Here is a 24,993-nt window from a genome sequence, read left to right on the forward strand (position 1 = left end):
GTGCGTATGAACCTCATCGAAATACGCGACCTCAACGTCGCTTTCAGCGGCCAGACCGTAGTGCGCAACCTCAGCCTGGACGTGCGCCCCGGCGAATGCCTGGCGCTGGTGGGCGAGTCGGGTTCGGGCAAGTCGGTGACGGCCCATTCGATCCTGCAACTGCTGCCCGAGGCCGGTACGCACACGACCGGTTCGGTGAAGTATCGCGGCCAGGAGTTGATCGGTGCGTCGGCGGCCACCCTGCAGAAGCTGCGCGGCAACCGCATCGCGATGATCTTCCAGGAGCCGATGACGTCCCTGAACCCCCTGCACAGCATCGGAAAGCAGATCGGCGAAACCCTGCTCTTGCACAAGGGCCTGGGCGGCAAGGCGGCGCAGGCACGCATCCTCGAACTGCTCGATCTGGTAGGCATCCAGAAACCCCAGGAACGGCTCAAGGCCTATCCCCATCAGCTCTCCGGCGGCCAGCGCCAACGGGTGATGATCGCCATGGCCCTGGCCTGCGAGCCCGAGCTGCTGATCGCCGACGAACCCACCACCGCGTTGGACGTGACCGTGCAGCGCAAGATCCTGCTGCTGCTCAATTCCTTGCAACAGCGTCTGGGCATGTCGCTGCTGCTGATCAGCCATGACCTCAACCTGGTGCGCAGCATTGCCCAGCGCGTGTGTGTGATGCGCGCCGGCGAAATTGTCGAACAGGCCGATTGCGAAACCTTGTTCACCGCGCCGCAGCATCCTTACAGCCAGCTGTTACTGGATGCGGAACCCGCGGGCGACGCCGTGTGCGTTGACGAACGCGAGACGGTGCTGGAGGTGAATGACCTGAGCGTGCAATTCCCCCTCGGCGGCGGGCTGTTTCGGCGCAAGCGCTACTTACGCGCGGTGGACGGCATCAGCCTCAGCGTGCAGCGCGGCAAGACCCTGGGGATTGTCGGCGAGTCCGGCTCGGGCAAATCCACCCTGGGCCAGGCCATCCTGCGGTTGCTCGATTCCACCGGCAGCATTCGTTTTAAGGGTGAAGCCCTCGACCCGCTGAATAACCAACAGATGCGGCCCTGGCGCAAGCAGATGCAGGTGGTGTTCCAGGACCCCTACGGCAGCCTCAGCCCACGCATGACCGTGGCGCAGATCATCAGCGAAGGCCTGGAGGTGCACGCGCCTTGCAGCCTGGCCGAGCGCGATGCGCAGGTGATCCAGGTGCTCAAGGACGTCGGCCTCGACCCCGCCACCCGGCACCGCTACCCCCACGAGTTTTCCGGCGGCCAGCGTCAGCGCATCGCCATTGCCCGCGCCCTCGTGCTCAAGCCGGCGCTGATGCTGCTGGACGAACCCACCTCGGCCCTCGACCGCACCGTGCAGAAACAGGTGGTGGGGTTGCTGCGCGAACTGCAGGATAAATACGGCCTGACCTACCTGTTTATCAGCCATGACCTGGCCGTGGTGCGCGCCATGGCCCATGACATGATCGTGATCAAGGACGGCAAGGTGGTGGAGCGCGGCGCGAGCCACGAGGTGTTTGATGCGCCGCAGCATCCATATACCAGGGAACTGCTGGCGGCGGCGCACATTCCCTTGTAGGCACTCCCCCTGTGGGAGCGGGCTTGCTCACGAAGGCGGTGTATCAGTACCGTATAGGCCCGCTGACACACCGCTTTCGCGAGCAAGCCCGCTCCCACAAGGATCGCGATTCCCTTCCCCATTTGTGCTGGTAGCCTGAACATGAACATGACCGATAGCCTCAAGGACTACCAACAGGTTCGTGGCCTGGCCATCCAGTCGCTGTTCGAGATCATCGAGCAGTCCAGCGAAGGCACGGTGATTGTCGACCGCGACGCCACTATCGTGTGGATGAACGAGCGCTATGCCAGGCGCTTCGGGCTCAAGAGTGCCGACCAGGCCATCGGCCAACCGTGCGAACAGGTGATTTCCAACAGCCTGTTGCGCCAGGTGGTGCGCAATGACCAGCCGATATTGCTGGACATCCAGGACACACCCAAGGGCCCCCTGGTGGTGATGCGCCTGCCGATTCACAACGATGCCGGCGCGGTGATCGGGGCGATTGGCTTTGCGCTGTTCGATGAGCTGCGCAACCTGTCGCCATTGATCGAACGCTACCTGAGCCTGCAGCAGGAGCTTGCGTCCACGCGCTCGCTGTTGCGCTCACGGCAGAGTAAATACAACTTCGCGCACTTTATCGGCACCAGCGCGGCCAGCCTTGAAGTCAAGCGCCGGGCGCGGCGCAGTGCGAGTGCCGAATCGCCCGTGCTGCTGCTGGGCGAAACCGGCACCGGCAAGGAGTTGCTGGCCCAGGCGATTCATGGCGCATCGACGCGTGCGCACAAGGCCTTTGTCAGTATCAACAGCGCCGCCATCCCCGCCGACCTGCTGGAAGCCGAGTTTTTCGGCACCGCGCCGGGCGCGTTTACCGGCGCCGACCGCAAGGGCCGTCCGGGCAAATTCCAGATTGCCCAGGGCGGCACGCTGTTTCTGGATGAAATCGGCGACATGCCCTTGCCACTGCAAAGCAAATTGCTGCGGGTGCTGCAGGAAAAGGAATTCGAACCCGTGGGCTCCAACGAGATGCTGCACAGTGATGTGCGGGTGATCGCCGCCACGTCCATGGACCTGGAAGCGGCGATCAAGCGCGGCGAATTCCGCGCGGACTTGTATTACCGGCTGAACGTGCTGCCAATCCAGGTGCCGCCGCTGCGTGAGCGCCTGGATGATATTCCGGCGTTGAGCGAAGCCATCCTTGAAGAACTGCGCAGCCAGCACGAGTTGGATCAGGACGCCTTGACCTTGCTGGCGCAGCATGCGTGGCCGGGCAACATCCGCGAGCTGCGCAATGTGCTGGAGCGCGCGGCGCTGTTGAGTGATGACCTGGTGCTGGATGCCCGGGAAATCCGCGCGGCGATAGGGACGTTTACCCCGGTGGAGCGCAACCCGGTGCCGGCCGTCGAGGGTGAGTCGTTCAGTGCGGCACGGAAGCGGTTCGATCGGCAGGTGATTGGGGCGGCATTGAGCGCGTGCGGCGGGAATGTGGTGGAAGCGGCCAGACGGCTGGGGCTTGGGCGGTCGACGTTGTATAAGAAGATGGTGGCGCTGGGCATTAGCGAGTCTCAATAAAGAGACGAAATTCCACATAAAAAGACATTCCAATGTGGGAGCGGGCTTGCTCGCGAATGCGGTGGTTCAGTACCGAATTCTCTCGCTGACACACCGCTTTCGCGAGCAAGCCCGCTCCCACAGGGGATCTTCACTTGTCTCAAATAGGAGACTAAATTCAAGGTCACTTACCGAAAAAGATATTTTCCCCTTATATTTCAACACGTTAATCTTTTGGCACGCATCTCGCTATAGCCCTCCCCACAGCCACACCCCACAAAAATAACAATCCAACCTGGAGACACACCATGAGTGTGATCATTGCCCTGGCGGCCCTCGCGCTGCTGATGCTGGCCGCCTACCGTGGCTACAGCGTCATCCTGTTTGCCCCCATCGCTGCGCTCGGCGCTGTGCTGCTCACCGACCCGTCCGCCGTCGCACCCGCCTTTACCGGCGTGTTCATGGAAAAAATGGTCGGTTTCATCAAATTGTATTTCCCTGTATTCCTGCTGGGCGCGGTGTTCGGCAAGCTGATCGAGCTGTCGGGCTTTTCACGCTCCATCGTCGCCGCCGCGATCCGTTTGCTCGGCACACGCCAGGCGATGTTGGTGATCGTGCTGGTCTGCGCCCTGCTCACTTACGGCGGCGTGTCGCTGTTCGTGGTGGTGTTTGCGGTGTATCCGTTCGCGGCGGAGATGTTCCGCCAGAGCAATATCCCCAAGCGCCTGATTCCCGCCACCATCGCGCTGGGTGCGTTCTCGTTCACCATGGACGCCCTGCCCGGCACGCCGCAGATCCAGAACATCATTCCCAGCACCTTCTTCAACACCACCGCCTGGGCCGCGCCGTGGCTGGGTTTGATCGGCACAATCTTCGTGTTCTGCGCCGGCATGCTGTACCTGGCGCGCCAGCGCAACAAGGCGCAACGCGCCGGTGAAGGCTATGGCACCGAGTTGCGCAACGAGCCGGAAACCGCCGAGAACCTTACGCTGCCCAACCCTTGGATCGCAGTGTCGCCGCTGATCCTGGTCGGGGTGATGAACCTGCTGTTCACCCACTGGATCCCGCAGTGGTACGGCAAGACCCACAGCCTCAGCCTGCCGGGCATGAGCGCACCGGTGACCACCGAAATCGCCAAGCTCACCGCGATCTGGGCGGTGCAGGCGGCGTTGCTGGTGGGCATTCTCATGGTGCTGGCGTTTGGCTGGTCGGCGATCAAGAGCAAGCTCGCCGAGGGCAGCAAAAGTGCGGTCAGCGGCGCGCTGCTGGCGGCGATGAACACCGCGTCCGAGTACGGCTTTGGCGCCGTGATCGCCTCTTTGCCGGGCTTTCTGGTGCTGGCGGACTGGCTCAAGGGCATCCCCAACCCGCTGGTCAATGAAGCGATCACCGTGACCTTGCTGGCCGGTATCACCGGCTCCGCGTCGGGCGGCATGAGCATCGCCCTGGCGGCGATGTCCGAGAGCTTTATTTCGGCGGCCCATGCGGCCAATATTCCCCTTGAAGTGCTGCACCGGGTCGCGGCCATGGCCAGCGGCGGCATGGACACCCTGCCTCACAACGGCGCGGTGATCACGCTGCTGGCGGTGACCGGCCTGACCCACCGCGAAGCCTACAAGGACATTTTCGGCATCACCCTCATCAAGACCCTCGCGGTGTTCGTGGTGATCGGTACTTTCTACGCCACTGGCATTGTGTGAGGTGTTCATGACGACTTTGAATGGCAAGACCGCCCTGGTCACCGGCTCCACCAGCGGCATCGGCCTGGGCATCGCGTTGAGCCTGGCCAAGGCTGGCGCCAATCTGATCCTCAATGGTTTCGGCGACGCCAGCGCGGTGGTCGCTCAGGTGCAGGCGTTTGGCGGCAAAGTGGGCCATCACCCGGCGGATGTCAGCGACCCGGCGCAGATCGCCGACATGATCGCCTACGCCGAGCGTGAATTCGGCGGCGTGGATATCCTGGTGAATAACGCCGGAATCCAGCACGTGGCCGCCGTGGAAGACTTCCCGGCCGAGCGCTGGGATTCCATCATCGCGATCAACCTGTCATCGGTGTTCCACAGCACGCGCCTGAGCTTGCCGGGGATGAAGGCCAAGGGCTGGGGGCGTATCGTCAATATCGCGTCGGTGCACGGCCAGGTCGGCTCGGTGGGCAAGGCCGCGTATGTGGCGGCCAAGCACGGGGTGATCGGCTTGACCAAGGTGGTGGGCCTGGAAACGGCCACCAGCAATGTGACGTGCAATGCCATCTGCCCCGGCTGGGTGCTGACGCCGCTGGTGCAGAAGCAGATCGATGATCGCGCCGCCCATGGCGTCGACCCGCAGCAGGCGCAGCAGGAGTTGCTGGCGGAAAAGCAGCCGTCGCTGGAGTTTGTGACACCGCCACAGTTGGGCGAGCTGGTGCTGTTTTTATGCAGCGAGGCCGGCAGCCAGGTACGCGGTGCGGCGTGGAATATCGATGGTGGCTGGCTGGCTCAATAACCCCCGAATCCAGCCAACACGGGAGATCCAAATGTGGGAGCGGGCTTGCTCGCGAATGCGGTGGGTCAGTCACAGATGTGCCAACTGAAAGACCGCATTCGCGAGCAAGCCCGCTCCCACATTGGATCTGTGTTGTCTGGCAGACTTCTACAAGAACAAGAGAGCTCGCGATGTCCGACATCCTCTGGCAACCCTCCCCCGAACGCGTCCGCAACACGCGGATGGACCAGTTCCGGCGTTACATCAACGAGCGCTATAGCCTGCAGCTCAACGACTACCCGGCCCTGCACCAGTGGAGCATCGACCAGCGCCCGGCCTTCTGGCAGGCCATCGTCGAATACTTCGATGTGCAATTTCGCAGCCCGCCCACAGCGGTGCTGGTTGAAGGCACCGAAATGCCCAGCGCCCAGTGGTTCCCCGGCGCGACCCTGAACTTTGCCGAGCACCTGTTGCGCCGTCGCGACGATCACACGGCGGTGGTGGCCATTGGCGAAGACGGCCAGCGCGAACAACTCACCTATGCCGAACTGGCCGCACACGTCGCCGGCCTGCAAAACAGCCTGCGCGCCGCTGGCGTAACCCAAGGCGACCGCGTCGCTGCGTGTATGCCCAACACCTGGCAAACTCTGGTGGGGATGCTCGCCACCACCAGCCTGGGGGCGATCTGGTCGTGCTCTTCGCCGGACTTCGGCACCCAGGGCGTGATCGACCGTTTCGGCCAGATCGAACCCAAGGTCCTGATCACTTGCGCGGGTTACCGCTATGCCGGCAAAACCATCGACCAGCGCGCCAAGCTCAATGAAATCCTCACGCGCCTGCCGTCCTTGGAGCAGTTGATCATCGTGCCCTACGCGCGGCCACAGGCGCGGGTCGAGGACTATCAGATACGGGCCAGCGTCACTTTGTGGCAGGACTTCTACTCACCCGGCGGCGAGCCGGATTTCGTCGCGGTGCCCTTCGATCATCCGCTGTACATCCTCTATTCCAGCGGTACCACCGGCGTGCCCAAGTGCATCATCCACGGCACCGGGGGCGTGTTGCTCACCCATCTCAAGGAACACGGCCTGCATGCCGACTTGTCCAGGGACGACTGCCTGTTCTACTACACCACTTGCGGCTGGATGATGTGGAACTGGCTGGTCTCGGTGCTGGCCATCGGCGCCACGGCGGTGCTGTATGACGGCTCGCCGTTTCATCCAGGCCCCGAGCGGCTGATCGACCTGATAGACGCAGAACGCATCAGCGTGTTCGGCACCAGCCCCAAGTTTCTCGCGACCCTGGAAAAATCCGGGCTGCAGCCGCGCCTGAGCCACGACCTGGGCAGCCTCAAGGGGCTGATCTCCACCGGTTCGCCGCTGTCGCCGCAGAGCTACGACTATGTGTACCGCGAGATCAAGCACGAGTTGTGCCTGTCGTCGATGTCCGGCGGCACCGATATCGTCTCCTGCTTTGTGATCGGCAACCCGGTGTTGCCGGTGCGTCGCGGCGAAATGCAATGCAAGAGTCTGGCGATGGCCATTGAGGTGTGGGACGACGAGGGCCAGCCGCGGGTCGGCGAAAAAGGCGAACTGGTGTGCACCCGGCATTTCCCGGCCATGCCCATCGGCCTGTGGAACGACCCGGATGGCCAGAAGCTGCGCGCCGCATATTTCAGCCAGTTTCCCGGCGTCTGGGCCCAGGGCGACTATGCCGAACAACGCCCGAATGGCAGCCTGCTGATCCACGGGCGCTCCGACGCCGTGCTCAACCCCGGCGGCGTGCGCATTGGTACCGCAGAGATCTATCGCCAGGTGGAAAAGCTGCCACAGGTGCTGGAGAGCCTGGCCATCGGCCAGCGCTGGCAGGACGACGTGCGCGTGGTGCTGTTCGTGCGCCTCGATGACGGCGTGGAACTGGACGAAGCGCTGCAGCAGCAGATTCGCCAGGTCATCCGCGCCAACACCACGCCGCGCCATGTGCCGGCCAGGATCCTGGCGGTCAGCGATATCCCCCGCACCATCAGCGGCAAGATTGTTGAATTGGCGGTGCGCAATGTGGTGCACGGCGAACCGGTGAAGAACACCGATGCCCTGGCCAACCCCCAGGCCCTGGAGCAGTTTCGCGATCGCCCGGAGCTGGCTGAATAATGAAAGGTTTCAGCGCCGACGTACGGAGGTGAAGAAAAACCCCCAAGCCATGCTATTTTTTGGGGGTAGTCACCCATTCCCGGCTCGCGGGATAATGGGTGTTGTCATCTTTCAAAGCGTTACGCTCAGGGCTTTTTCATGAATGGAACATCCACCGGCAGCGAAACCGCCGCATTGATTGCGCGGTTGGACTGGGCGCACAGCCCCCTCGGTGAGGCCAATGAATGGCCGCAAAGCCTGCGCACCGCAGTGGACATCGTCGTGCATTCGCCGATGCCCATGCTGCTGCTGTGGGGCAAGCAGCTCACGCAACTCTACAACGACGGCTTCGCCCTGCTTGCCGGCAACAAACACCCCGAAGCGATGGGGCAGCCGACGCACCAGACCTGGCCGGAGCTGGAGAGCTTTACCGCGCCGATCTACGACGCCGTGTTCAGCGGCCAGGCGCGCACCTTCAGCGAGCAGCGTTTCGTGCTGCAACGCCATAACCGCGACACCGAAATCTGGCTGGACCTGACCTACAGCCCGATCCGCGACGAAAGCGCCAACGTGGCCGGTATCCTGGTTACCGCCATCGAAACCAACGAGCGTCGCAAGGCCCAGCACAATACCGAGCAACGCCTGCAGCTCGCACTGGCGGCGACCGACGCGGTGGGCACCTGGGATTGGGATATCGGCGAAGACCGCTTCATCGCCGACGCGCACTTCGCCTACCTGCATGGCGTGGACCCCAGCGACGCGGGCCGCCTGCCGATCAGCGACTACCTGCAAGGCGTGCACCCCGAAGACCGCGGCATGGTGGCGCGCAGCATCAAGCATTGCATTACCTTCGGCACCGAATACGCCGAGGAATACCGGCTCTTGCAGGCCGACGGCCAAGTGCGCTGGGTATTTGCGCGGGGCCGCTGCTACAAGGATCATCAGGGCCGCCCCGCGCGGTTCCTCGGTGCCGCGCTGGACCTGACCGAGCGCAAGAACACCGAGCAGGCCCTGCGCCAAAGCCAGACCGAACTGCAACTGATCATCAACGCCATGCCGGTGCTGATCGGCTATGTCGACCATGAGGAACGCTTTCGCCTGAACAACAGCGCCTACCTGGAGTGGTACGGCAAGACGCCCCAGGAGCTGTACGGCAGGACCATCCGCGACGTGCTCGGCGAGCAGGTGTACGCAGGCCGCGCCGACAAGATCGCCGCCGCGCTCAAGGGCAAGGCCTGCAGCTTCATGACCGTCACACCGCACCGCGACGGCCGGCCGCGCCATGCCTTGATGAAGTACCTGCCGCGCTTCAGCAATGACGGTTCGGTGAATGGGTTCTACATCTTTGTGATCGATGAAACCGAACGCAAGCTCACCGAAGAAGCCCTGCGCCACCTCAACGAAAATCTCGAAGAGCGCGTGGCGCAGCGCACCCAGGCACTGGCCGAGGCCAACCAGCGCCTGCAGAACGAGATGTACGAGCGCGAGCGCGCCGAAGACGCCCTGCGCCATGCGCAGAAGATGGAGGCCGTGGGCCAGCTCACCGGCGGCATCGCCCATGACTTCAACAATATGCTCACCGGCATCATCGGCAGCCTCGACCTGATGCAGCGCTATATCGCCGCCGGGCGCAGTGACGAGATCGGCCGCTTTACCGATACCGCCGTGTCTTCGGCCCGGCGTGCCGCCGCCCTCACCCACCGGCTGCTGGCCTTCTCGCGGCGTCAATCGCTGGACCTCCGCCCGCTGGACCCGAACCAGTTGGTGGCGTCCCTGGAAGAGTTGTTCCGCCGCACCAAGGGCGCGCATATCGACCTCAAGGTGCGACTGGGGCGCGATATCTGGCCGGTCAACACCGACGCCAGCCAACTGGAAAACGCCTTGCTCAACCTGGTGATCAACGCCCGCGACGCCATGCCCGACGGCGGTGAAATTCTGATCGAGACCGCCAACAGCTACCTGGACGGTAGCGACATCACCACCCTTGAACCGGTCAAGGCCGGCGACTACGTGATGCTTGGCGTATGCGACAACGGCACCGGCATGGCGCCGAAGATCCTGGCCAAGGCGTTCGATCCGTTTTTCACCACCAAACCCATCGGCCAGGGCACCGGCCTGGGGCTGTCGATGATCTACGGGTTTGCCCAGCAGTCCGGCGGCCACGTGACCATCCACAGCGAGCCGGGCCAGGGTACGTGCGTGCGCCTGTACCTGCCGCGCCTGTTCGGTACGTCGCTGGAAAACAACCTGCCCGCCCACTTGAGCGAGGCGCCGCTGGCCCTGGCCGGTGAGGCGGTGGTGGTGGTCGAGGACGATCCGGCGGTGCGCATGCTGGTGGTCAATGTGCTCGATGAACTGGGCTACACCGCGCACCAGGCGGCGGACGCACGGGCCGCGTTGCCGCTGCTGGAGTCGGACCTGCGCGTGGACCTGCTGGTCACTGACGTCGGCCTGCCGGGTATGAACGGCCGGCAGTTGGCGGAAATTGCGCGCCAGCACAGGCCGGGGCTCAAGGTGCTGTTCATGACCGGTTACGCCGAAAAAGCCGCCGAGCGCCAGGGCTTCCTCGAAGAAGGCATGGACATGGTCGCCAAGCCGTTTTCCATCGACCTGCTGGCCACGAAAATTCGCGGCATGATCGGCGGGGCGCAATGAGTTCAGGCATAATCGCGCGCCGTCGCCCACCCGGTAGAGAGTTATGAAAGCCCAAGCCCGTCATATCCTGGTGAAAACCAGCGAAGAAGCCGAACAACTCAAGCAGCGCATAGCCAAGGGCGAAGCGTTTGATGTACTGGCCAAGAAGTACTCCACCTGCCCCTCGGGCAAGCGTGGCGGCGACTTGGGTGAAGTGCGGCCTGGGCAGATGGTGGGGGCGATTGATGCGGTGATTTTCAAGAAGCCGGTGAAGGTGGTTCATGGGCCGATCAAGAGCAAGTTCGGGTATCACCTGGTGCAGGTGTTTTACCGCGATTGAGGGGTTGGCTCCAGGCCGCTATCGCAGACAAGCCAGCTCCCACAATTGACCGCATTTCAATTGGAGAAACTCGGTCAATTGTGGGAGCGGGCTTGCCTGCGAACCGCCGCAGGCGGCCATTCACCTGGGAATCAAGGCCCCCGGCAGCTGAATCACCCGACTGGCCAACCGATGCCCGGCCAGAGCAGCCTCTTGCGGTGAACCCCCTTTAAGCCGACCGGCCAAATACGCCGCACTGAACGAATCCCCCGCCGCCGTCGTATCCACCACCTTCTCCACCTTCAGCGCCGGCACCGCAAAGCGCTCGCCCCTGCAACGGATCAGACACGCATCCGCCCCGCGTTTGAGCACGACCTCTTCAATGCCTGGATACGCCGCAAACACCTGCTCACTGTCGGCATAGCCAAACAACGCACGCTCGTCATCTTCGGTGAGCAAGGCGATATCCACCTCGTCCAACACTGAGCGATAAGCCACGCGCGCCGCCTCGACATCGGCCCACAGGCGCGGCCGGTAATTATTGTCGAAAGCCACCTTGCCACCACGCCTGCGGGTTTCGATCAGCGCCTGCAGCAAACGCTCGCGGCCGACTTCACCCAGCACGGCCAGGGTGACACCGCTGAAATACACCACGTCATAGTCCGGCAAGGCCGCCAGGATCGGCTCGGCCGCTGGCGTGGTGAAACAGTCACGCACGGCGGCCTCGTTGCGCCAGTAAAGGAATTTTCGCTCGCCCTTGGCATCGGTCTGGATGCAATACAAACCGGGCAAACGGCCAGGCAAGCGCTGGACCCTTGACAGGCCCAGGCCTTCTTGCGCCCAGTGTTTGCACATGGCGTCGCTGAAACTGTCGTCGCCCAGGGCGGTGACGTAGTCGACGCTGCCGTTATCGCCCAGCTCGCGGCGCAGGTACACCGCCGCGTTCAAGGTGTCGCCGCCGAAGCTCTGGTGCAGGCTGCCGTCGGCGCGGTGTTGCAGTTCGATCATGCATTCGCCGATGAGGGCGATGTGGGGCTTTGGGTTCATGCCTTGGGTCTCTCGGTGTGCTGGAAGGCCTCATCGCAGGCAAGCCAGCTTCCACATTCAGACTTGTGAATGCATTCAAATGTGGGAGCTGGCTTGCCTGCGATGGCAGCGACTCGGTTCAGAAGCAGGTACGCAAACGCTCAACCACCTGCATTTGCTCATCCACCAAACAACCCACCTGCCACTTGTCAAAGGTGAGGCAAGGGTGCGAAGTGCCGAACGAAATAATGTCGCCAATGCGCAGCTCAACCCCCGGCGCCACGCTCATGAACGCATGCTGGTCCATCACCGCCGTCACCTTGCACGCTCCAACATCATCGCCTTGCGCCGGCAGAACTCCGGCCCTGTAGCGTTTGAGCGGCACCGGCAAACCCGCGTCGTAGGCCACGTCGCGCTTGCCCAGGGCAATCACCGCAAAGCCAGGCTCAGGCAGCGATTGCACGTGGGCCCAGACTTCCAGTGCCGGGCGCAGGCCTCCGCTGAGGTCGCTGCGACGCTCGAGTACGCAGCATTGCGCCTCTTTGTAGATACCGTGGTCGTGGGCCACGTAGCTGCCCGGGCGCAGCACGCTGAGGAAGCGGCCGGCGGCGTTTTGCGTCTCGAACGATTCGGCAATCAGGTCATACCAGGCCGAGCCCGAGGCGGTGACGATGGGCTTGGGCAGGTCAAAAGAGCCATTGTTCTGCAGGTCCACCGCCAGGCGTACCAGGCTGGCAGCGAAGTCGCGAATGCCGCTGATCGCATGTTCGCCATGGATCACGCCTTCATAGCCTTCGATACCGGTCAGGGCCAAGGCGGGCTGGGCCTTGATCGCCTTGGCCAGGTCGCGCACTTCCTGCTCGCTGCGGCAGCCACAACGGCCGCCGACCACGCCGTATTCGATCATCACGTTCAGGCGCAGGCCACGGGCCGCGAAGAACAGGCCCAGGTCGGCGACGTTGTCCGGGTGGTCCACCATGCAGTGGAAGTCGAAATCCTGGTCGGCCAGCAGGTCAGCGATCAACGCCATGTTCGGCGCGCCCACCAGCTGGTTGGCCATCAACACGCGACGGACACCGCCAGCATAGGCGGCTCGGGTCTGCACCGCGTTGGCCAGGGTAATGCCCCAGGCGCCTGCGGCGATCTGGCGCTGGAACAGTCCCGGCATCATGCTGGTCTTGCCATGGGGCGCCAGCTGCGCGCCGCTCTGGCTGACAAAATCCTGCATCCAGCGGATGTTGTGCTCCAGGGCGTCACGGTGCAGCACCAAGGCAGGCAGGCTGACGTCGCGGACCAGGTGGGCACCGACGGCGGCGGCGCCCTTTTCAACGGCGTTGATGGCAGACATGGAAAACTCCTATTCGTTGATGCGCCGGGCCAGGTTATTGGCGCTGTCGATCAACACCCGGCGATAGCTGCTGTAGTTTTTGAGCGCATCGGCCCGTGGGGCGACGATGCACAGGGTCGCAATGCTGATGCCTTGCGCGTCCCGCACCGGGGCGGCAAAGCAGTGGGTAAAGGTGTCGGCCACGCTGTCGAAGGAAAAGAAGCCATCGAGGCTGGCCTGACGGATTTGCGCCAGGAAGGTGTCCAGCGCCAGGCGCTGGCCGTCCGGCAGGATAAAGTCATCGGGGTCGATCAGGTCGACGATCTGCTCGTCGCTCAAGTGCCCCAGCAACAGGCGCCCGGAAGCGGTCCAGGGGATCGGCGCGTTTTCGCCGATGTCCGAAGAAATGCGGAAATGCCGCTCGCCTTCACGCATCAGCGCCACCGTGTATTTGCGCCCGTTGAGCAGGCACATTTGCGCGGTTTCGTGGGTCTGGCTGACGATTTCCTGCAAGGCGTGGTCGGCTTCGCGGGTCAGGTCGAAATGACGCAGGTGCGCCTGGCCGAGAAAGTACAGCTGGCGACCGAGGTAAACGTGACCGTCCTTGCCCACCGTTTCCAGGATACGGCGCTCGAGCAGCGACGCGACCAGTTCGTAGACCGTGGATTTGGGGCTGCCGATGCCGCTGGCAATATCATTCGGGCGCAGGGGCTGGCCGATTTCCTTGAGAAAATCGAGGATATCGAATGCTCGGTCCAGGCCTTTGGCACGGCGTTTGATGGTGTCTTCGGTCATGGTGGTCGTCGGTCCCGTTAAAGGTGGTGCTATCTACACAGATCCCCTGTGGGAGCGGGCTTGCTCGCGAATGCGGTGTATCAGTTACAGGTGTATTCACTGACACACCGCATTCGCGAGCAAGCCCGCTCCCACATTGGATTTTTTGTGTTCTCAAGAGCGAGGCATTTAGCCTTTTTTCTTGTAGGCCACGCAATCAATCTCCACCTTGCAATCGACCATCATGTTGGCCTGCACACACGCACGCGCCGGGGCGTGCTCAGGGGTGAAGTATTCGCCGAATACCTTGTTGAAACTCCAGAAGTCCCGCGGGTCTTCCAGCCATACGCCAACGCGCACCACGTCCTTGAGCTCGTAGCCGGCCTCTTCAAGGATCGCCACCACGTTGCGCATGGTCTGGCGGGTTTGCTCGATGATCCCGCCGGTGATGATTTCACCGTCCACCGCAGGCACCTGGCCTGAAACGTACAACCAACCGTCCGCTTCCACCGCACGGGCGAAAGGACGTGGCTGGCCACCGCCGGCTGTACTGCCGGCACCGTAACGCGTAATGCTCATAAAATAGCTCCTTGATTAAAAACGAATGTTCTTGAGAAATTCCGCCAGCCGCGGCGACTGCGGGCGTTCGAAAATAGCCTTGGCGCTGCCCTGCTCTTCAATGCGCCCCTGGTTCATGAATACGATCTGGTCCGACACTTCATAGGCAAAGCGCATTTCATGGGTGACCAGCAACATGGTCATGCCCTCTTCCGCCAGGCCCTTGATCACGCTGAGGACTTCGCCCACCAACTCCGGATCCAGGGCTGAGGTGACTTCATCGAACAGCATCAGGCTGGGGTTCATGGCAATGGCGCGGGCAATCGCCACACGCTGTTGCTGGCCGCCGGACAGTTGACCGGGGAAGTGATTGCGGCGCTCTAAAAGTCCTACACGATCGAGCCATTTTTCCGCCAACGCCACCGCCTCGTCCTTAGGCATTTTCTTAACTTTCAACAAACCCAGGGTCACGTTCTGCAATGCCGTCAAATGCGGGAACAGGTTGAACTGCTGGAACGCCATGCCGGTCATCGCGCGGTGCTGGGAAATCACGCGCTCAGGATGACGCACGCGCTTGCCGGCGATCTCGCTGTAGCCGATGGACTCGCCGTCCAGGGTGATCTGCCCGCCCTGGAATTCCTCGAGCAGGTTGACGCAGCGCAGCAGCGTGGTCTTGCCCGAGCCGCTGGAGCCGATCAAGGTCACCACGTTGCCGCGCTGCATGGACAGGTCGACGCCCTTGAGCACTTCGACCTCGCCGTATTGCTTGCGCAGGCCACGGATGTCCAGCAGCGGTGGGTTGGTTTGAGGTTGGTTCATGGCAAAGCCACCCGCTTTTCAATGTAACGCCCGAATAACTCGATGGCGTAGTTGATGACAAAAAACAGAAACCCGGCAAACAGATAGAACTCCAGGGTCATGAAGGTGCGTGCGATCACTTGCTGGGTGCTCAGCAGCAACTCGGCCACGCCGATCACCGAGAGCAAGGTGGACGCCTTGACGATTTCCGTGGAGGAATTGACCCAGGTCGGCAGGATCTGACGCAGCGCCTGGGGCAACAGCACGTAACCCAGGGACTGCGGGAACGTCAGGCCGATCGCCTTGCCCGCTTCCAGTTGCCCACGGGGAATGGCTTGCAGCGCACCGCGCACAATTTCTGCGACGTGGGAGCCGCAAAACAGCGTGAGGCCGACGGCGCCGGCCTGGAACGCGCTGATTTGCCAACCGAGCGCCGGCAGCATGTAGAAACACGCCAGCACCAGCACAAACACCGGCGTGCCACGGATCAGGTCGACGTACAGACGAAATGGCGCGCGCATCCAGAACTTGCCGTAGGTCAGCACCAACCCGGCAACGATGCCGATCAGGGTGCCAAAGATAATCGCCAGCGCGGAGACGTACACGCTGGTTTGAAACCCCGCCCAGAGCGTATCCCGGGCGATCCACAACTCCTGCAGCCAGCTGGGGGATTGGTACATGCAAGCCGCTCCTAACGACGGATCGCCAGACGCTGCTCAAGATAACGGAGCAACATGGCAATGAGGTAACAGGCAGCCACGTAGAGCGCGGTCGTGACCAGCCAGGTTTCGATGACCCGGTAGCTTTCGACGTTGATCTTGCGGGCGTAATAGGTCAGCTCGGGCACCGCGATGGCGGCGGCCAGGGAAGTGTCCTTGAACAGCGAAATGAAATTGTTCGACAGCGCCGGCAGCACGTTGCGCAGCATCACCGGCACGGTGATGTAGGCGCGGATACGCCACTCACCCAGGCCGATGGCCAACCCGGCTTCACGCAAGCCCTTGGGAATGTTCAGCAGCCCGGCGCGGAACACTTCGGTCAGGTAGGCACCGGCATACAGCGACAGGGTGATGATGAAGGACGGGATCTTGTCCAGACGGATGCCCAGGCTGGGCAGCGCGAAATAGATCAACAGGATCAGCACCAGAATCGGCGTATTGCGCACCACCGTGACGTATACCGACGCCAGGATGCGCAACGCGCGATGCCTGGACAGCATGGCGAACGCCATCAGCAGGCCGATCACGCAGCCGATGGCGATCGACAGCAATGCCAGTTCCAGGCCCAGCCACAGCCCCGCCAGCAGGGTGTCGAAATCACGCCAGACGGCGGCAAAATTCAACTGATAGTTCATGTTGGACAGTACCTGATGGAGGCGCCGCGCGCGGCGCCCCGGTTTTCACGAATCACTTGAACTCGACTGGGAACCCAATCGCAGGCTCTGGCAAATCCACGCCGAACCATTGCTTGAACGAGGCCTTGTAGGTCGGGAACTCCACGCCGGTCATGGCTTCATGCAGCGCCGTGTTGACGAAGTTCAGCCAGTCCTGGTCGCCACGCTTGACGGCGCACGCATAGGTCTGCGGGCTCCAGGCGTAGCTCGGGCTGCGGTAGCGGCCGGGGTTCTGCACCATCAGGTACTTGACCGAGGACTGGTCGGTGGCGGCGGCATCGGCGCGACCGGAGTTCACGGCCTGGTACATCAGGTCGACGCTGTCGTACTGGTCGACCTTGGCCTTGGGCAGCGCCTGGTGCACCAGTTCTTCGGCGTACACATTTTGCAGCACGGCCACGGTGACGTCGTCGCCGGCCGCCTGCAGGTCTTCAATCTCTTTGTATTTGCTGTTGTTCGGCAACAGCAGGCCGACGCCTTCGCGGTAGTACGGCAGGGTAAACGCCACTTGCTGCGCACGGCTGGCGGTGACGGTGATGAACTGGCAACTCATGTCGACCTTGTCGGTCAGCAGGTTGGGAATGCGCGCGTCGGACGACTGCACCACGAACTCGACCTTGCTCGGGTCGTTGAACAAGCCCTTGGCCACGATGCGGCCGATGTCGATATCAAACCCTTGCAACTTGCCATCCGCTCCCTGGAAGTGCCACGGCGCATTGGTACTGCCTGTACCCACGATCAGGTGCCCACGCTTGAGCACATTATCGAGCTTGCTGTCCGCCGCCTGCACGAGGCTTGCGAGGGAAGCCGATGCGGCGAAGAGAAAAACACACGCTTTGAACACGGAAGGTCGGTGATGCATGACAAGCACTCCAGGGGTTGTGTATTCCGCTATACCGGAACTTAGTATGTAACAACGGAATAGACAGCAGAAAGTGTGCCACACGAGGCAGCAGGAAAACAGGCAGACAGTAAATACGTTAGAAATCAGCCAGATAAACACTGATATGGAATAAGGCGTTGCGCCAGCATCTGGAATCAATTTGCTACCCAAGGCCCCACGCAGCCGTGACAGGCCCCACACGGGTGCGCCACTGCCGCGCTACCGTGCACGCCGGCGATGGAAAAATCCCTGCGCTGCGCTAGCCTTGGCGGAGACAGGTCGAATAAAGGACGACGCCTTGATGAAGTTCAGTCTCACCCTGCTTGTGCTCAGCTTCCTGGCCACGGGCAGCGCCTGGGCGAGCAATGATCGTCGCGAGTGCAAGGCAGAGCTGCGCAAGCTCAATGAAGCCTTGAGCACCAACTACACCAGCCAGAATCACCATGGTTATCGCCAGGCAAAGGCCTCGAGGGACAACCTGGAATACAAGAAATGCGCGAGCCAGGCGCGCAAGGCCCGTGAACGCGTGGAGCGTAAAGGGGACCTGTGAAGGTTGACAGTAGACGGTCGTGATATTGCGGCTTAGCGTTGGCAAAACGCCGCAGCCGAGCAGGAGATCACGATGGGCATTGCTAAAGATATCATCGCCAGCAACGACGACTATCAGTCAGTGCTGACATCGCACTCGACAGTGTTCATGCTGTTTGTTTCGCCGACCTGCTCGCCGTGCGTGAGGGCCGTGGAGCTTTTTACGCCCATCGCCGATAGTTATGACCCACTTATCAAATGCCTGGTACTCGATACAGCCATCACTCCCAGGCTCTCACAAGTCATCAGCACGCCGACGCTGGTCACGCACGTAGCCGGCAAAATAGCGGAAGTTATACGGGGTTTCGGCCCTTGGGAAACCCAAGAGCAAACCATCAGAGAAATCTTCAGCCGGTATGCACGGCAGCAGGCTCCAGGCGAACCTGCGTTACCCGCCGCTCCTCAACCACCGCGACAGTAAGGCGCCAGCCCTCATACACAAGGCTGTCGCCCACCACCGGCAACCGATCCAGCAGGCTCATCACCAACCCGGCCAAGGTCTGGTAGTCGTCGGTCGCAACCGCGTTGAACCCGGTGCGCTGGCGCACCTGACTCAGATTCAAGGCGCCATTGGCACGGAAGCCATCGCCCTCCTCGACAATATCCGGGCCCGCGATCTCACTGGCGTCCGGCAACTCACCGGCGATGGACTCGAGAATATCGGTCATGCTCAACACGCCCATGAAGTCGCCGAATTCGTTGATCACAAACGCGATGTGAGTCGACTCCTGGCGCATCTGCTCCAAGGCATTGAGGATCGAAAAACTTTCCAGCAGGTTGATCGCCCGGCGCGCCAGGTGCGCAAGGTTCGGCTCGTTGCCGGCCAGGTATTCCTTGAGCAACTCCTTCTTGTGCACGAAGCCCAACGGCTCATCGACGGCACCGTTGCGGATCAACGGCAGCCGCGAGTAGGACGAATGCATCAATTTCAGGCGGATAGTCTCGGGATCATCTGCCAGGTCGATACAGTCGACGTTGGCCCGCGGCGTCATCAGGCTGCGGATCGGCCGTTCAGCCAGTTGCAGCACACCGCTGATCATCACGCGCTCACGTCGGTCAAACAGCGGGCCTTGCGCAGCATCCGGCTCGCCGAGCAAATCGGCGACCTCCTCGCCTACCTCTTCCACCGCCAGGCTACGCCCGCCGAGCAAACGCATCACCGCATGGGCCGTGCGTTCACGTACCGGCAGCACGCCTTGCGCCGACTTCTTGCGCCGCGACCGAGCGATCTGGTTGAACACCTCGATCAGGATCGAGAAACCAATCGCCGCATACAGATAGCCCTTGGGAATATGAAAGCCCAGGCCTTCGGCGGTCAGGGCGAAACCGATCATCATCAAAAAGCCCAGGCACAGCATGATCACTGTCGGGTGCGCATTGACGAAACGGGTCAACGGCTTGCTCGCGATAATCATCAGGCCGATGGACACGATCACCGCGATCATCATCACCGCCAGCTCGTCCACCATGCCCACGGCGGTAATCACCGCGTCGAGGGAGAACACCGCGTCGAGCACCACGATCTGCGCCACGATCGGCCAGAACATCGCGTAGGCGACGTTGCCTGAACGCTGGGCCACATGCCCTTCCAGACGCTCATGCAATTCCATGGTGGCCTTGAACAGCAGGAACACACCGCCAAACAGCATGATCAGGTCACGGCCGGAGAAGCTCTTGTCGAACACCTCGAACAGCGGCTGAGTGAGCGTCACCAGCCAGGAAATACTCGCCAGCAGGCCCAGGCGCATCAGCAAGGCCAGGGACAAGCCGATCAACCGCGCACGGTCGCGCTGCTCCGGTGGCAGCTTGTCCGCCAGGATCGCGATAAACACCAGGTTGTCGATGCCCAGCACCAGTTCCAGCACAATCAAGGTCAACAGGCCGAGCCAGGCCGTTGGATCCGCTAACCATTCCATTTATAGAGTCTCTTGAGTCGTTGTTCTGAATGCCGGGCACGGCAAGGCGCGGTCGTTGGACCGGTACAAGGCTAGCAGTCGGAATACGGGGTGCGTCAGAGGGAACAGCGGCGGCGAATGCCTTGGAGAGAGGCGACTGGGAGGCTCCGAGAGGGTGTTCATGCAAATCCTGCGATGACAAAAGGACTTGAATCGTACAGGTGAACAGGAAACTTCCCACAGCCCGAAACTATTACAAGATCTGTGAACGGACCCTACCGCCATCGATCATATGATCAATAGATGAAATTAATATCAGGCTAAATACAACAAAAAACATGCCAGAACCAGACCTGACCGGCTTTTAACCGGGCAAACAAGCCTATTTTGCGGTTTTTAGCGAAAGCGTTTGACTGATCAGAATTTCATTTGATAAACATATGATCACAACAAGGCAATGAACGAACGACTGACTACAACAATAAAACGGGGTTCTCATCATGAAACTTGGTACGACCTTCGCCGCCGCCGCGGCCCTCTCCCTCCTCGCCAGCAGCATCGCCCTGGCCGCCGACGGCAAGACCTACAAGGTCGGCGCCGCGGTCTATGGCCTCAAGGGCCAGTTCATGCAGAACTGGGTGCGCGAGCTCAAGGAACACCCTGCCGTGAAAGACGGCACCGTGCAGTTGACGGTGTTCGACGGCAACTACGACGCGCTGACCCAGAACAACCAGATCGAAAACATGGTGACCCAGCACTACGACGCCATCCTCTTCGTGCCCATCGACACCAAGGCCGGCGTGGGCACCGTCAAGCAAGCCATGAGCAACGACGTGGTGGTCATCGCTTCCAATACGAAAGTGGCCGATGCCTCCGTGCCCTACGTGGGCAACGACGACGTGGAAGGCGGTCGCCTGCAGGCCCAGGCGATGGTCGACAAGCTCAACGGCAAAGGCAATGTCGTGATCATCCAGGGGCCAATTGGCCAGTCGGCACAGATCGACCGGGAAAAAGGCGAGCTGGAGGTGCTGGGCAAGCACCCGGACATCAAGATCATCGAGAAAAAAACCGCCAACTGGGACCGCGCCCAGGCCATGACGCTGACTGAAGACTGGCTGAACGCCCACCCCAAAGGCATCAACGGCGTGATCGCGCAGAACGACGACATGGCGCTCGGTGCCATACAGGCACTGAAATCCCACGGCTTGACCGCCAAAGACGTGCCGGTCACGTCCATCGACGGCATGCCGGATGCGATCCAGGCGGCCAAAAAAGACGAAGTCACCACCTTCCTGCAAGACGCCCAGGCCCAATCCCAAGGCGCACTGGACGTGGCCCTGCGCGCGCTGGCCGGCAGCGACTACAAGCCGCAATCGGTGATCTGGCAGCGCTACGCCAAGGACGTGAAATGGGGTGATGGCACCACCAAGAACTACATCCTGCCCTGGGTGCCGGTGACCAACGCCAACGCCGACGCGCTTTACAAGCAAGTCAGCGGCGCCAAGTAAACCGTTGCCGGTTGATCGCTCCCGTGCCTGCGCAGGAGCGATGAGTTCATCATGCTGCGAGGTCTGCCATGTCCACCGTTACCGAACGCCCACAAGATCAACTGTCCCCGGTCATCCCGAAAACCATGCAGGCCGTGGTCTGTTACGGCCCGGAAGACTATCGCCTGGAAACCGTCGATGTGCCCACGCCCGGCCCCGAGGAGATTCTTACCAAGGTCGAGCTGTGTGGGATCTGCATGGGCGACATCAAGACTTATCGCGGCGCGCCCTCGTTCTGGGGCGACGCCGAGCAACCGCGCTACGTGAAACCGCCGATGATTCCCGGCCATGAATTTGTGTGTCGCGTGGTCGCATTAGGCCCCGGCGCGGAAAAACGCGGGGTGAAGGTCGGTGACCGGGTGATTTCCGAGCAGATCGTACCGTGCTGGGGCTGCCGCTTCTGCAACCATGGCCAGTACTGGATGTGCCAGAAACACGATCTGTATGGCTTCCAGAACAATGTGCAGGGCGCCATGGCCCAGTACATGATCTTCACCAAGGAAGGCATCGTGCATAAAGTCCCGGATTCCATCGCGCCGGACGAAGCCATCCTGATCGAGCCGCTGGCCTGCTCACTGCACGCCGCCGAGCGCGCCAATGTGGATTTTGACGACGTGGTGGTGGTTGCCGGTGCCGGCACGCTGGGCCTGGGCATCATTGGTGCGGTGCGCATGCGCAATCCGAAGAAGCTGATCGTGCTGGACATGAAACCCGAACGCGCCGCCCTCGCCCTGCGCATGGGTGCCGACGAAGTGTGGAACCCGGCCGAAGTCGACGTGCTGGCGAAGATTCGCGCAATCACCGACGGTTACGGTTGCGACATCTACATCGAAGCCACCGGCCACCACAAGGCGGTGAACCAGGGCCTGGCGATGCTGCGCAAGCTGGGGCGCTTCGTCGAGTTCAGCGTATTCAATGACGAGGCCACGGTGGACTGGTCGATCATTGGCGACCGCAAAGAGCTGGATGTACTCGGTTCGCACCTAGGCCCATACATGTACCCGCGCGCCATCGACTTCATCGGCAACCGCAAGATCGACATGCGCGACGTGGTCACCCACAAATTCGCCCTGGCGGACTTCAAGGAAGCGTTCGCGGTAATGGAGCGCGGCGATAAGTCGCTCAAGGTCGTACTCGAACCCTGATACCGCCGCAAAACAAATGTGGGACCACCTGCATTTTCTGGTTACCAGAACCGCTGCTGGGTCAACCGGCTCCACCAGGTCAGCAGCACCCGGTCCACCGAGCCGCTGGCCGCCAGGCCCACACGCTCCTGCAAGCTCTTGCGCTCGGCATAATGCAGGTGGAACACCTCAGCGGTCTTGGCCTTGGTAGCCAGGTACTCGTCGCTGGTTTGCAGCTCATCGACCAGTTGCTTGTCGAGCGCTGCAACACCCAGCCACACTTCTCCGGTCGCTACCTCATCGATTGCCAGCTGCGGGCGATAACGCGAGACGAAGTTCTTGAACAGTTGATGGGTGATGTCCAGGTCTTCCTGGAACTTCTCGCGGCCTTTCTCGGTGTTTTCACCAAACACCGTGAGGGTGCGCTTGTACTCACCGGCGGTCAGCACTTCGAAGTCGATGTCGTGTTTTTTCAGCAGGCGGTTGACGTTGGGCAACTGCGCGACCACGCCGATGGAGCCCAAGATGGCGAACGGCGCGCTGATGATCTTCTCGCCAATGCAGGCCATCATGTAGCCGCCGCTGGCCGCCACCTTGTCGATGCACACGGTCAACGGTACGCCCGCCTGGCGGATACGCGCCAGTTGCGAAGACGCCAGGCCGTAGCTGTGGACCATGCCGCCGCCGCTTTCCAGGCGCAGCACCACTTCGTCTTTTGGTGTGGCCAGGCTCAGCAAGGCGGTGATTTCATGGCGCAGGCTCTCAGTGGCCGAGGCCTTGATATCGCCGTCGAAATCCAACACAAACACCCGTGGCTTGGCCTCGGCTTTCGCCTTGCCCTTCTTCTTTTCGGCCTTGCCTTCAGACTTGCGCAGGGCTTTGAGCTGGTCCTTGTCGAGCAGGCTCGATTCCAGGCGTTCACGCAGGCCCTTGTAAAAGTCATTAAGCTTGCTGACCTGCAATTGGCCGGCGGATTTGCGACGGCCTTTGCTGCGCAGCGCCGCGAAGCTGATCAGGACCACCAGAATAGCGACCACCAGGGTGACGGTCTTTGCTAAAAAGCTCGCATATTCGGCCAGGAAATCCATATTTCTCTCTATTCAGGACAATGATTTTGATGTGCGCCAGGCGCGCAATGGCCCAAGCATACCGACGGGGCCGCGTTCGGGCCAGTGATCAAACCGCCAGCAAGCCGGCCTCCAACAGGCTTTTAAAACAAGCGTATGTTTTTTCATTGACAGCTTGAAGGCATCCCCATAACCTCGCCTGACTTTCAACGTACCGGGTGAACGGACGTGGGCAGCATCTATTTGATTCGACATGGCCAGGCCTCGTTCGGTGCAGACGACTATGACGTCCTGTCGCCCGTCGGCGTGGAGCAAGCGCAAGTGCTCGGTCGTCACCTGGCGGACCTGGGCCTGGTGTTCGACCGCTGCGTGGCCGGCGACCTGCGTCGCCAGCAGCACACCGCCACCGCCACCTTCGACCAATACAGCGCCCTCGGCCTGCCGGTACCCTTGCTTGAAACCGACAGCGCCTTCAATGAATTCGATGCCGACGCGATCATCCGCGCCCTGCTCCCCGACCTGCTCACCACCGAACCCGAAGCCCTGGAGATTCTGCGCAATGCCGCGCAGAACCGCAGCGAATTCCAGCGCATCTTCGCCCTGATCGTCGCGCGCTGGCTGGCCGGTACCTACGACCCGCCGGGGCTGGAAAGCTGGTTGGGGTTCGTGGAACGTGTCCAGGGTGGCCTGCAACGCCTTCTCGAAGCGGCGAACAACACACAGAAAATCGCGGTGTTCACCTCCGGCGGTACCATCACCGCCCTGCTCCACCTGATTACCCGAATGCCCGCCGCCCAGGCCTTCGAACTGAACTGGCAGATTGTTAACACCTCGCTCAACCAGCTGAAATTCCGCGGTCGCGAGGTGGCACTGGCTTCCTTCAACAGCCATACCCACTTGCAACTGTTGAAGGCGCCGCAGCTCATCACCTACCGATGAACCGCGGCCAACCGTGACCCCAAGGTCACTGGACTCCACCCAAAAGGATCGAAACCATGACTGACGTAGCCAAAGCTGTAGAAGCAATGAAAGCCAAATTCAACCCAAGCGCTGCCGAAGGCTTGGACCTGGTGTTCGGTTTCCGCATCGACGACACCAAGAACTTCTCCCTGGTCGTCAAGGACAAGACCTGCTCGCTGCAGGAAGGCGAAAACCCGGACGCCCAAGTGACCCTGGTCATGGACAGCGAAACCCTGGAAGGCATCGTCGACGGCTCCACCGACGGCATGCAGGCGTTCATGGGCGGCAAGCTGCGTACCGAAGGCGACATGATGCTGGCCATGAAGCTGAGCGAGTTGTTCCCTTCCTGAGTACGCTGCAATTTAACTGTGGGAGCGGGCTTGCTCGCGAATGCGCAGTGTCAGTCGAT

22 protein-coding genes are annotated in these 24,993 nt (G+C 61.6%); 12 read left to right on the forward strand and 10 right to left on the reverse strand.

Annotated features, from left to right (window positions below; all coding sequences use genetic code 11):
- The first annotated feature begins 6 nt into the window (after window positions 1–6).
- From H0Z09_RS07435 to H0Z09_RS07465, 7 genes are all read left to right on the forward strand, one after another.
- The gene (locus H0Z09_RS07435) at window positions 7–1,578 is read left to right on the forward strand and encodes an ABC transporter ATP-binding protein (protein WP_186689169.1); all 1,572 of its coding nucleotides are present in this window, start codon (window positions 7–9) and stop codon (window positions 1,576–1,578) included.
- A gap of 141 nt (window positions 1,579–1,719) precedes the next feature.
- Window positions 1,720–3,126 (forward strand): sigma 54-interacting transcriptional regulator, encoded by a 1,407-nt coding sequence (locus tag H0Z09_RS07440; protein WP_186689172.1) that lies wholly within the window; start codon window positions 1,720–1,722, stop codon window positions 3,124–3,126.
- A 287-nt stretch (window positions 3,127–3,413) separates the two neighbouring features.
- The gene (locus H0Z09_RS07445) at window positions 3,414–4,805 is read left to right on the forward strand and encodes a GntP family permease (protein WP_186689175.1); all 1,392 of its coding nucleotides are present in this window, start codon (window positions 3,414–3,416) and stop codon (window positions 4,803–4,805) included.
- A 7-nt stretch (window positions 4,806–4,812) separates the two neighbouring features.
- Window positions 4,813–5,586, forward strand: coding sequence for a 3-hydroxybutyrate dehydrogenase (locus tag H0Z09_RS07450; protein ID WP_186689177.1), 774 nt, complete (start codon window positions 4,813–4,815; stop codon window positions 5,584–5,586).
- 170 nt (window positions 5,587–5,756) lie between these two features.
- Window positions 5,757–7,712, forward strand: coding sequence for an acetoacetate--CoA ligase (locus tag H0Z09_RS07455; RefSeq protein WP_186689180.1), 1,956 nt, complete (start codon window positions 5,757–5,759; stop codon window positions 7,710–7,712).
- Window positions 7,713–7,850: 138 nt separating this feature from the next.
- Entirely contained in the window at window positions 7,851–10,346 is a 2,496-nt protein-coding gene (locus tag H0Z09_RS07460) for a PAS domain-containing protein (protein WP_186689196.1), read from the forward strand.
- 43 nt (window positions 10,347–10,389) lie between these two features.
- Window positions 10,390–10,665, forward strand: a complete 276-nt coding sequence (locus tag H0Z09_RS07465; RefSeq protein WP_003174397.1) for a peptidylprolyl isomerase — start codon at window positions 10,390–10,392, stop codon at window positions 10,663–10,665.
- 120 nt (window positions 10,666–10,785) lie between these two features.
- On the opposite strand, the gene H0Z09_RS07470 is transcribed toward H0Z09_RS07465, so the two are convergent.
- From H0Z09_RS07470 to H0Z09_RS07505, 8 genes are all read right to left on the reverse strand, one after another.
- A complete protein-coding gene (locus tag H0Z09_RS07470; RefSeq protein ID WP_186689199.1) occupies window positions 10,786–11,691 on the reverse strand; it encodes a sugar kinase in 906 nt (301 codons plus the stop codon).
- A 118-nt stretch (window positions 11,692–11,809) separates the two neighbouring features.
- Window positions 11,810–13,018: an amino acid deaminase gene (locus tag H0Z09_RS07475; RefSeq protein ID WP_186689202.1), complete on the reverse strand. Its 1,209-nt coding sequence runs from the start codon at window positions 13,016–13,018 to the stop codon at window positions 11,810–11,812.
- A gap of 9 nt (window positions 13,019–13,027) precedes the next feature.
- Entirely contained in the window at window positions 13,028–13,792 is a 765-nt protein-coding gene (locus tag H0Z09_RS07480) for an IclR family transcriptional regulator (RefSeq protein ID WP_076950574.1), read from the reverse strand.
- A gap of 168 nt (window positions 13,793–13,960) precedes the next feature.
- On the reverse strand, window positions 13,961–14,350 hold the full coding sequence (locus H0Z09_RS07485) for a RidA family protein (RefSeq protein ID WP_010210958.1): 390 nt from the start codon (window positions 14,348–14,350) through the stop codon (window positions 13,961–13,963).
- A gap of 15 nt (window positions 14,351–14,365) precedes the next feature.
- The gene (locus H0Z09_RS07490) at window positions 14,366–15,148 is read right to left on the reverse strand and encodes an amino acid ABC transporter ATP-binding protein (protein ID WP_186689206.1); all 783 of its coding nucleotides are present in this window, start codon (window positions 15,146–15,148) and stop codon (window positions 14,366–14,368) included.
- Window positions 15,145–15,807 carry an amino acid ABC transporter permease gene (locus H0Z09_RS07495; RefSeq protein ID WP_186689209.1) on the reverse strand — a complete coding sequence of 221 codons (663 nt, stop codon included), beginning with the start codon at window positions 15,805–15,807 and terminating at the stop codon, window positions 15,145–15,147. The genes H0Z09_RS07490 and H0Z09_RS07495 overlap by 4 nt, the downstream gene beginning before the upstream one ends.
- An 11-nt stretch (window positions 15,808–15,818) precedes the next feature.
- Entirely contained in the window at window positions 15,819–16,481 is a 663-nt protein-coding gene (locus tag H0Z09_RS07500) for an amino acid ABC transporter permease (RefSeq protein ID WP_010564617.1), read from the reverse strand.
- Between the two features lie 52 nt (window positions 16,482–16,533).
- Window positions 16,534–17,382: a transporter substrate-binding domain-containing protein gene (locus tag H0Z09_RS07505; protein ID WP_076950577.1), complete on the reverse strand. Its 849-nt coding sequence runs from the start codon at window positions 17,380–17,382 to the stop codon at window positions 16,534–16,536.
- Between the two features lie 322 nt (window positions 17,383–17,704).
- Here H0Z09_RS07505 and H0Z09_RS07510 point away from each other — a divergent pair, with 322 nt between their 5' ends.
- On the forward strand, window positions 17,705–17,953 hold the full coding sequence (locus H0Z09_RS07510) for a hypothetical protein (protein ID WP_076950578.1): 249 nt from the start codon (window positions 17,705–17,707) through the stop codon (window positions 17,951–17,953).
- Window positions 17,954–18,338: 385 nt separating this feature from the next.
- Here the strand turns inward: H0Z09_RS07510 and H0Z09_RS07515 are convergent, their stop codons facing one another.
- Complete coding sequence (locus H0Z09_RS07515; protein ID WP_186689212.1) at window positions 18,339–19,907, reverse strand: TerC family protein; 1,569 nt, start codon at window positions 19,905–19,907, stop codon at window positions 18,339–18,341.
- A gap of 479 nt (window positions 19,908–20,386) precedes the next feature.
- Here H0Z09_RS07515 and H0Z09_RS07520 point away from each other — a divergent pair, with 479 nt between their 5' ends.
- Together H0Z09_RS07520 and H0Z09_RS07525 are read left to right on the forward strand one after the other, a co-directional pair.
- On the forward strand, window positions 20,387–21,394 hold the full coding sequence (locus H0Z09_RS07520; protein WP_186689215.1) for a substrate-binding domain-containing protein: 1,008 nt from the start codon (window positions 20,387–20,389) through the stop codon (window positions 21,392–21,394).
- Window positions 21,395–21,462: 68 nt separating this feature from the next.
- The gene (locus H0Z09_RS07525) at window positions 21,463–22,578 is read left to right on the forward strand and encodes an alcohol dehydrogenase catalytic domain-containing protein (protein WP_076950582.1); all 1,116 of its coding nucleotides are present in this window, start codon (window positions 21,463–21,465) and stop codon (window positions 22,576–22,578) included.
- Between the two features lie 41 nt (window positions 22,579–22,619).
- Here the strand turns inward: H0Z09_RS07525 and sohB are convergent, their stop codons facing one another.
- Window positions 22,620–23,645 carry a protease SohB gene (gene sohB / locus H0Z09_RS07530; protein ID WP_186689217.1) on the reverse strand — a complete coding sequence of 342 codons (1,026 nt, stop codon included), beginning with the start codon at window positions 23,643–23,645 and terminating at the stop codon, window positions 22,620–22,622.
- 207 nt (window positions 23,646–23,852) lie between these two features.
- Here sohB and H0Z09_RS07535 point away from each other — a divergent pair, with 207 nt between their 5' ends.
- Complete coding sequence (locus H0Z09_RS07535) at window positions 23,853–24,563, forward strand: histidine phosphatase family protein (RefSeq protein WP_186689220.1); 711 nt, start codon at window positions 23,853–23,855, stop codon at window positions 24,561–24,563.
- 56 nt (window positions 24,564–24,619) lie between these two features.
- On the forward strand, window positions 24,620–24,934 hold the full coding sequence (locus tag H0Z09_RS07540) for an SCP2 sterol-binding domain-containing protein (RefSeq protein WP_076950585.1): 315 nt from the start codon (window positions 24,620–24,622) through the stop codon (window positions 24,932–24,934).
- Window positions 24,935–24,993 lie beyond the last annotated feature (59 nt).

Origin of the sequence: Pseudomonas sp. SWRI18, assembly GCF_014268345.1 — a bacterium.
Taxonomy (GTDB): Bacteria; Pseudomonadota; Gammaproteobacteria; order Pseudomonadales; family Pseudomonadaceae; genus Aquipseudomonas; species Aquipseudomonas cedrina.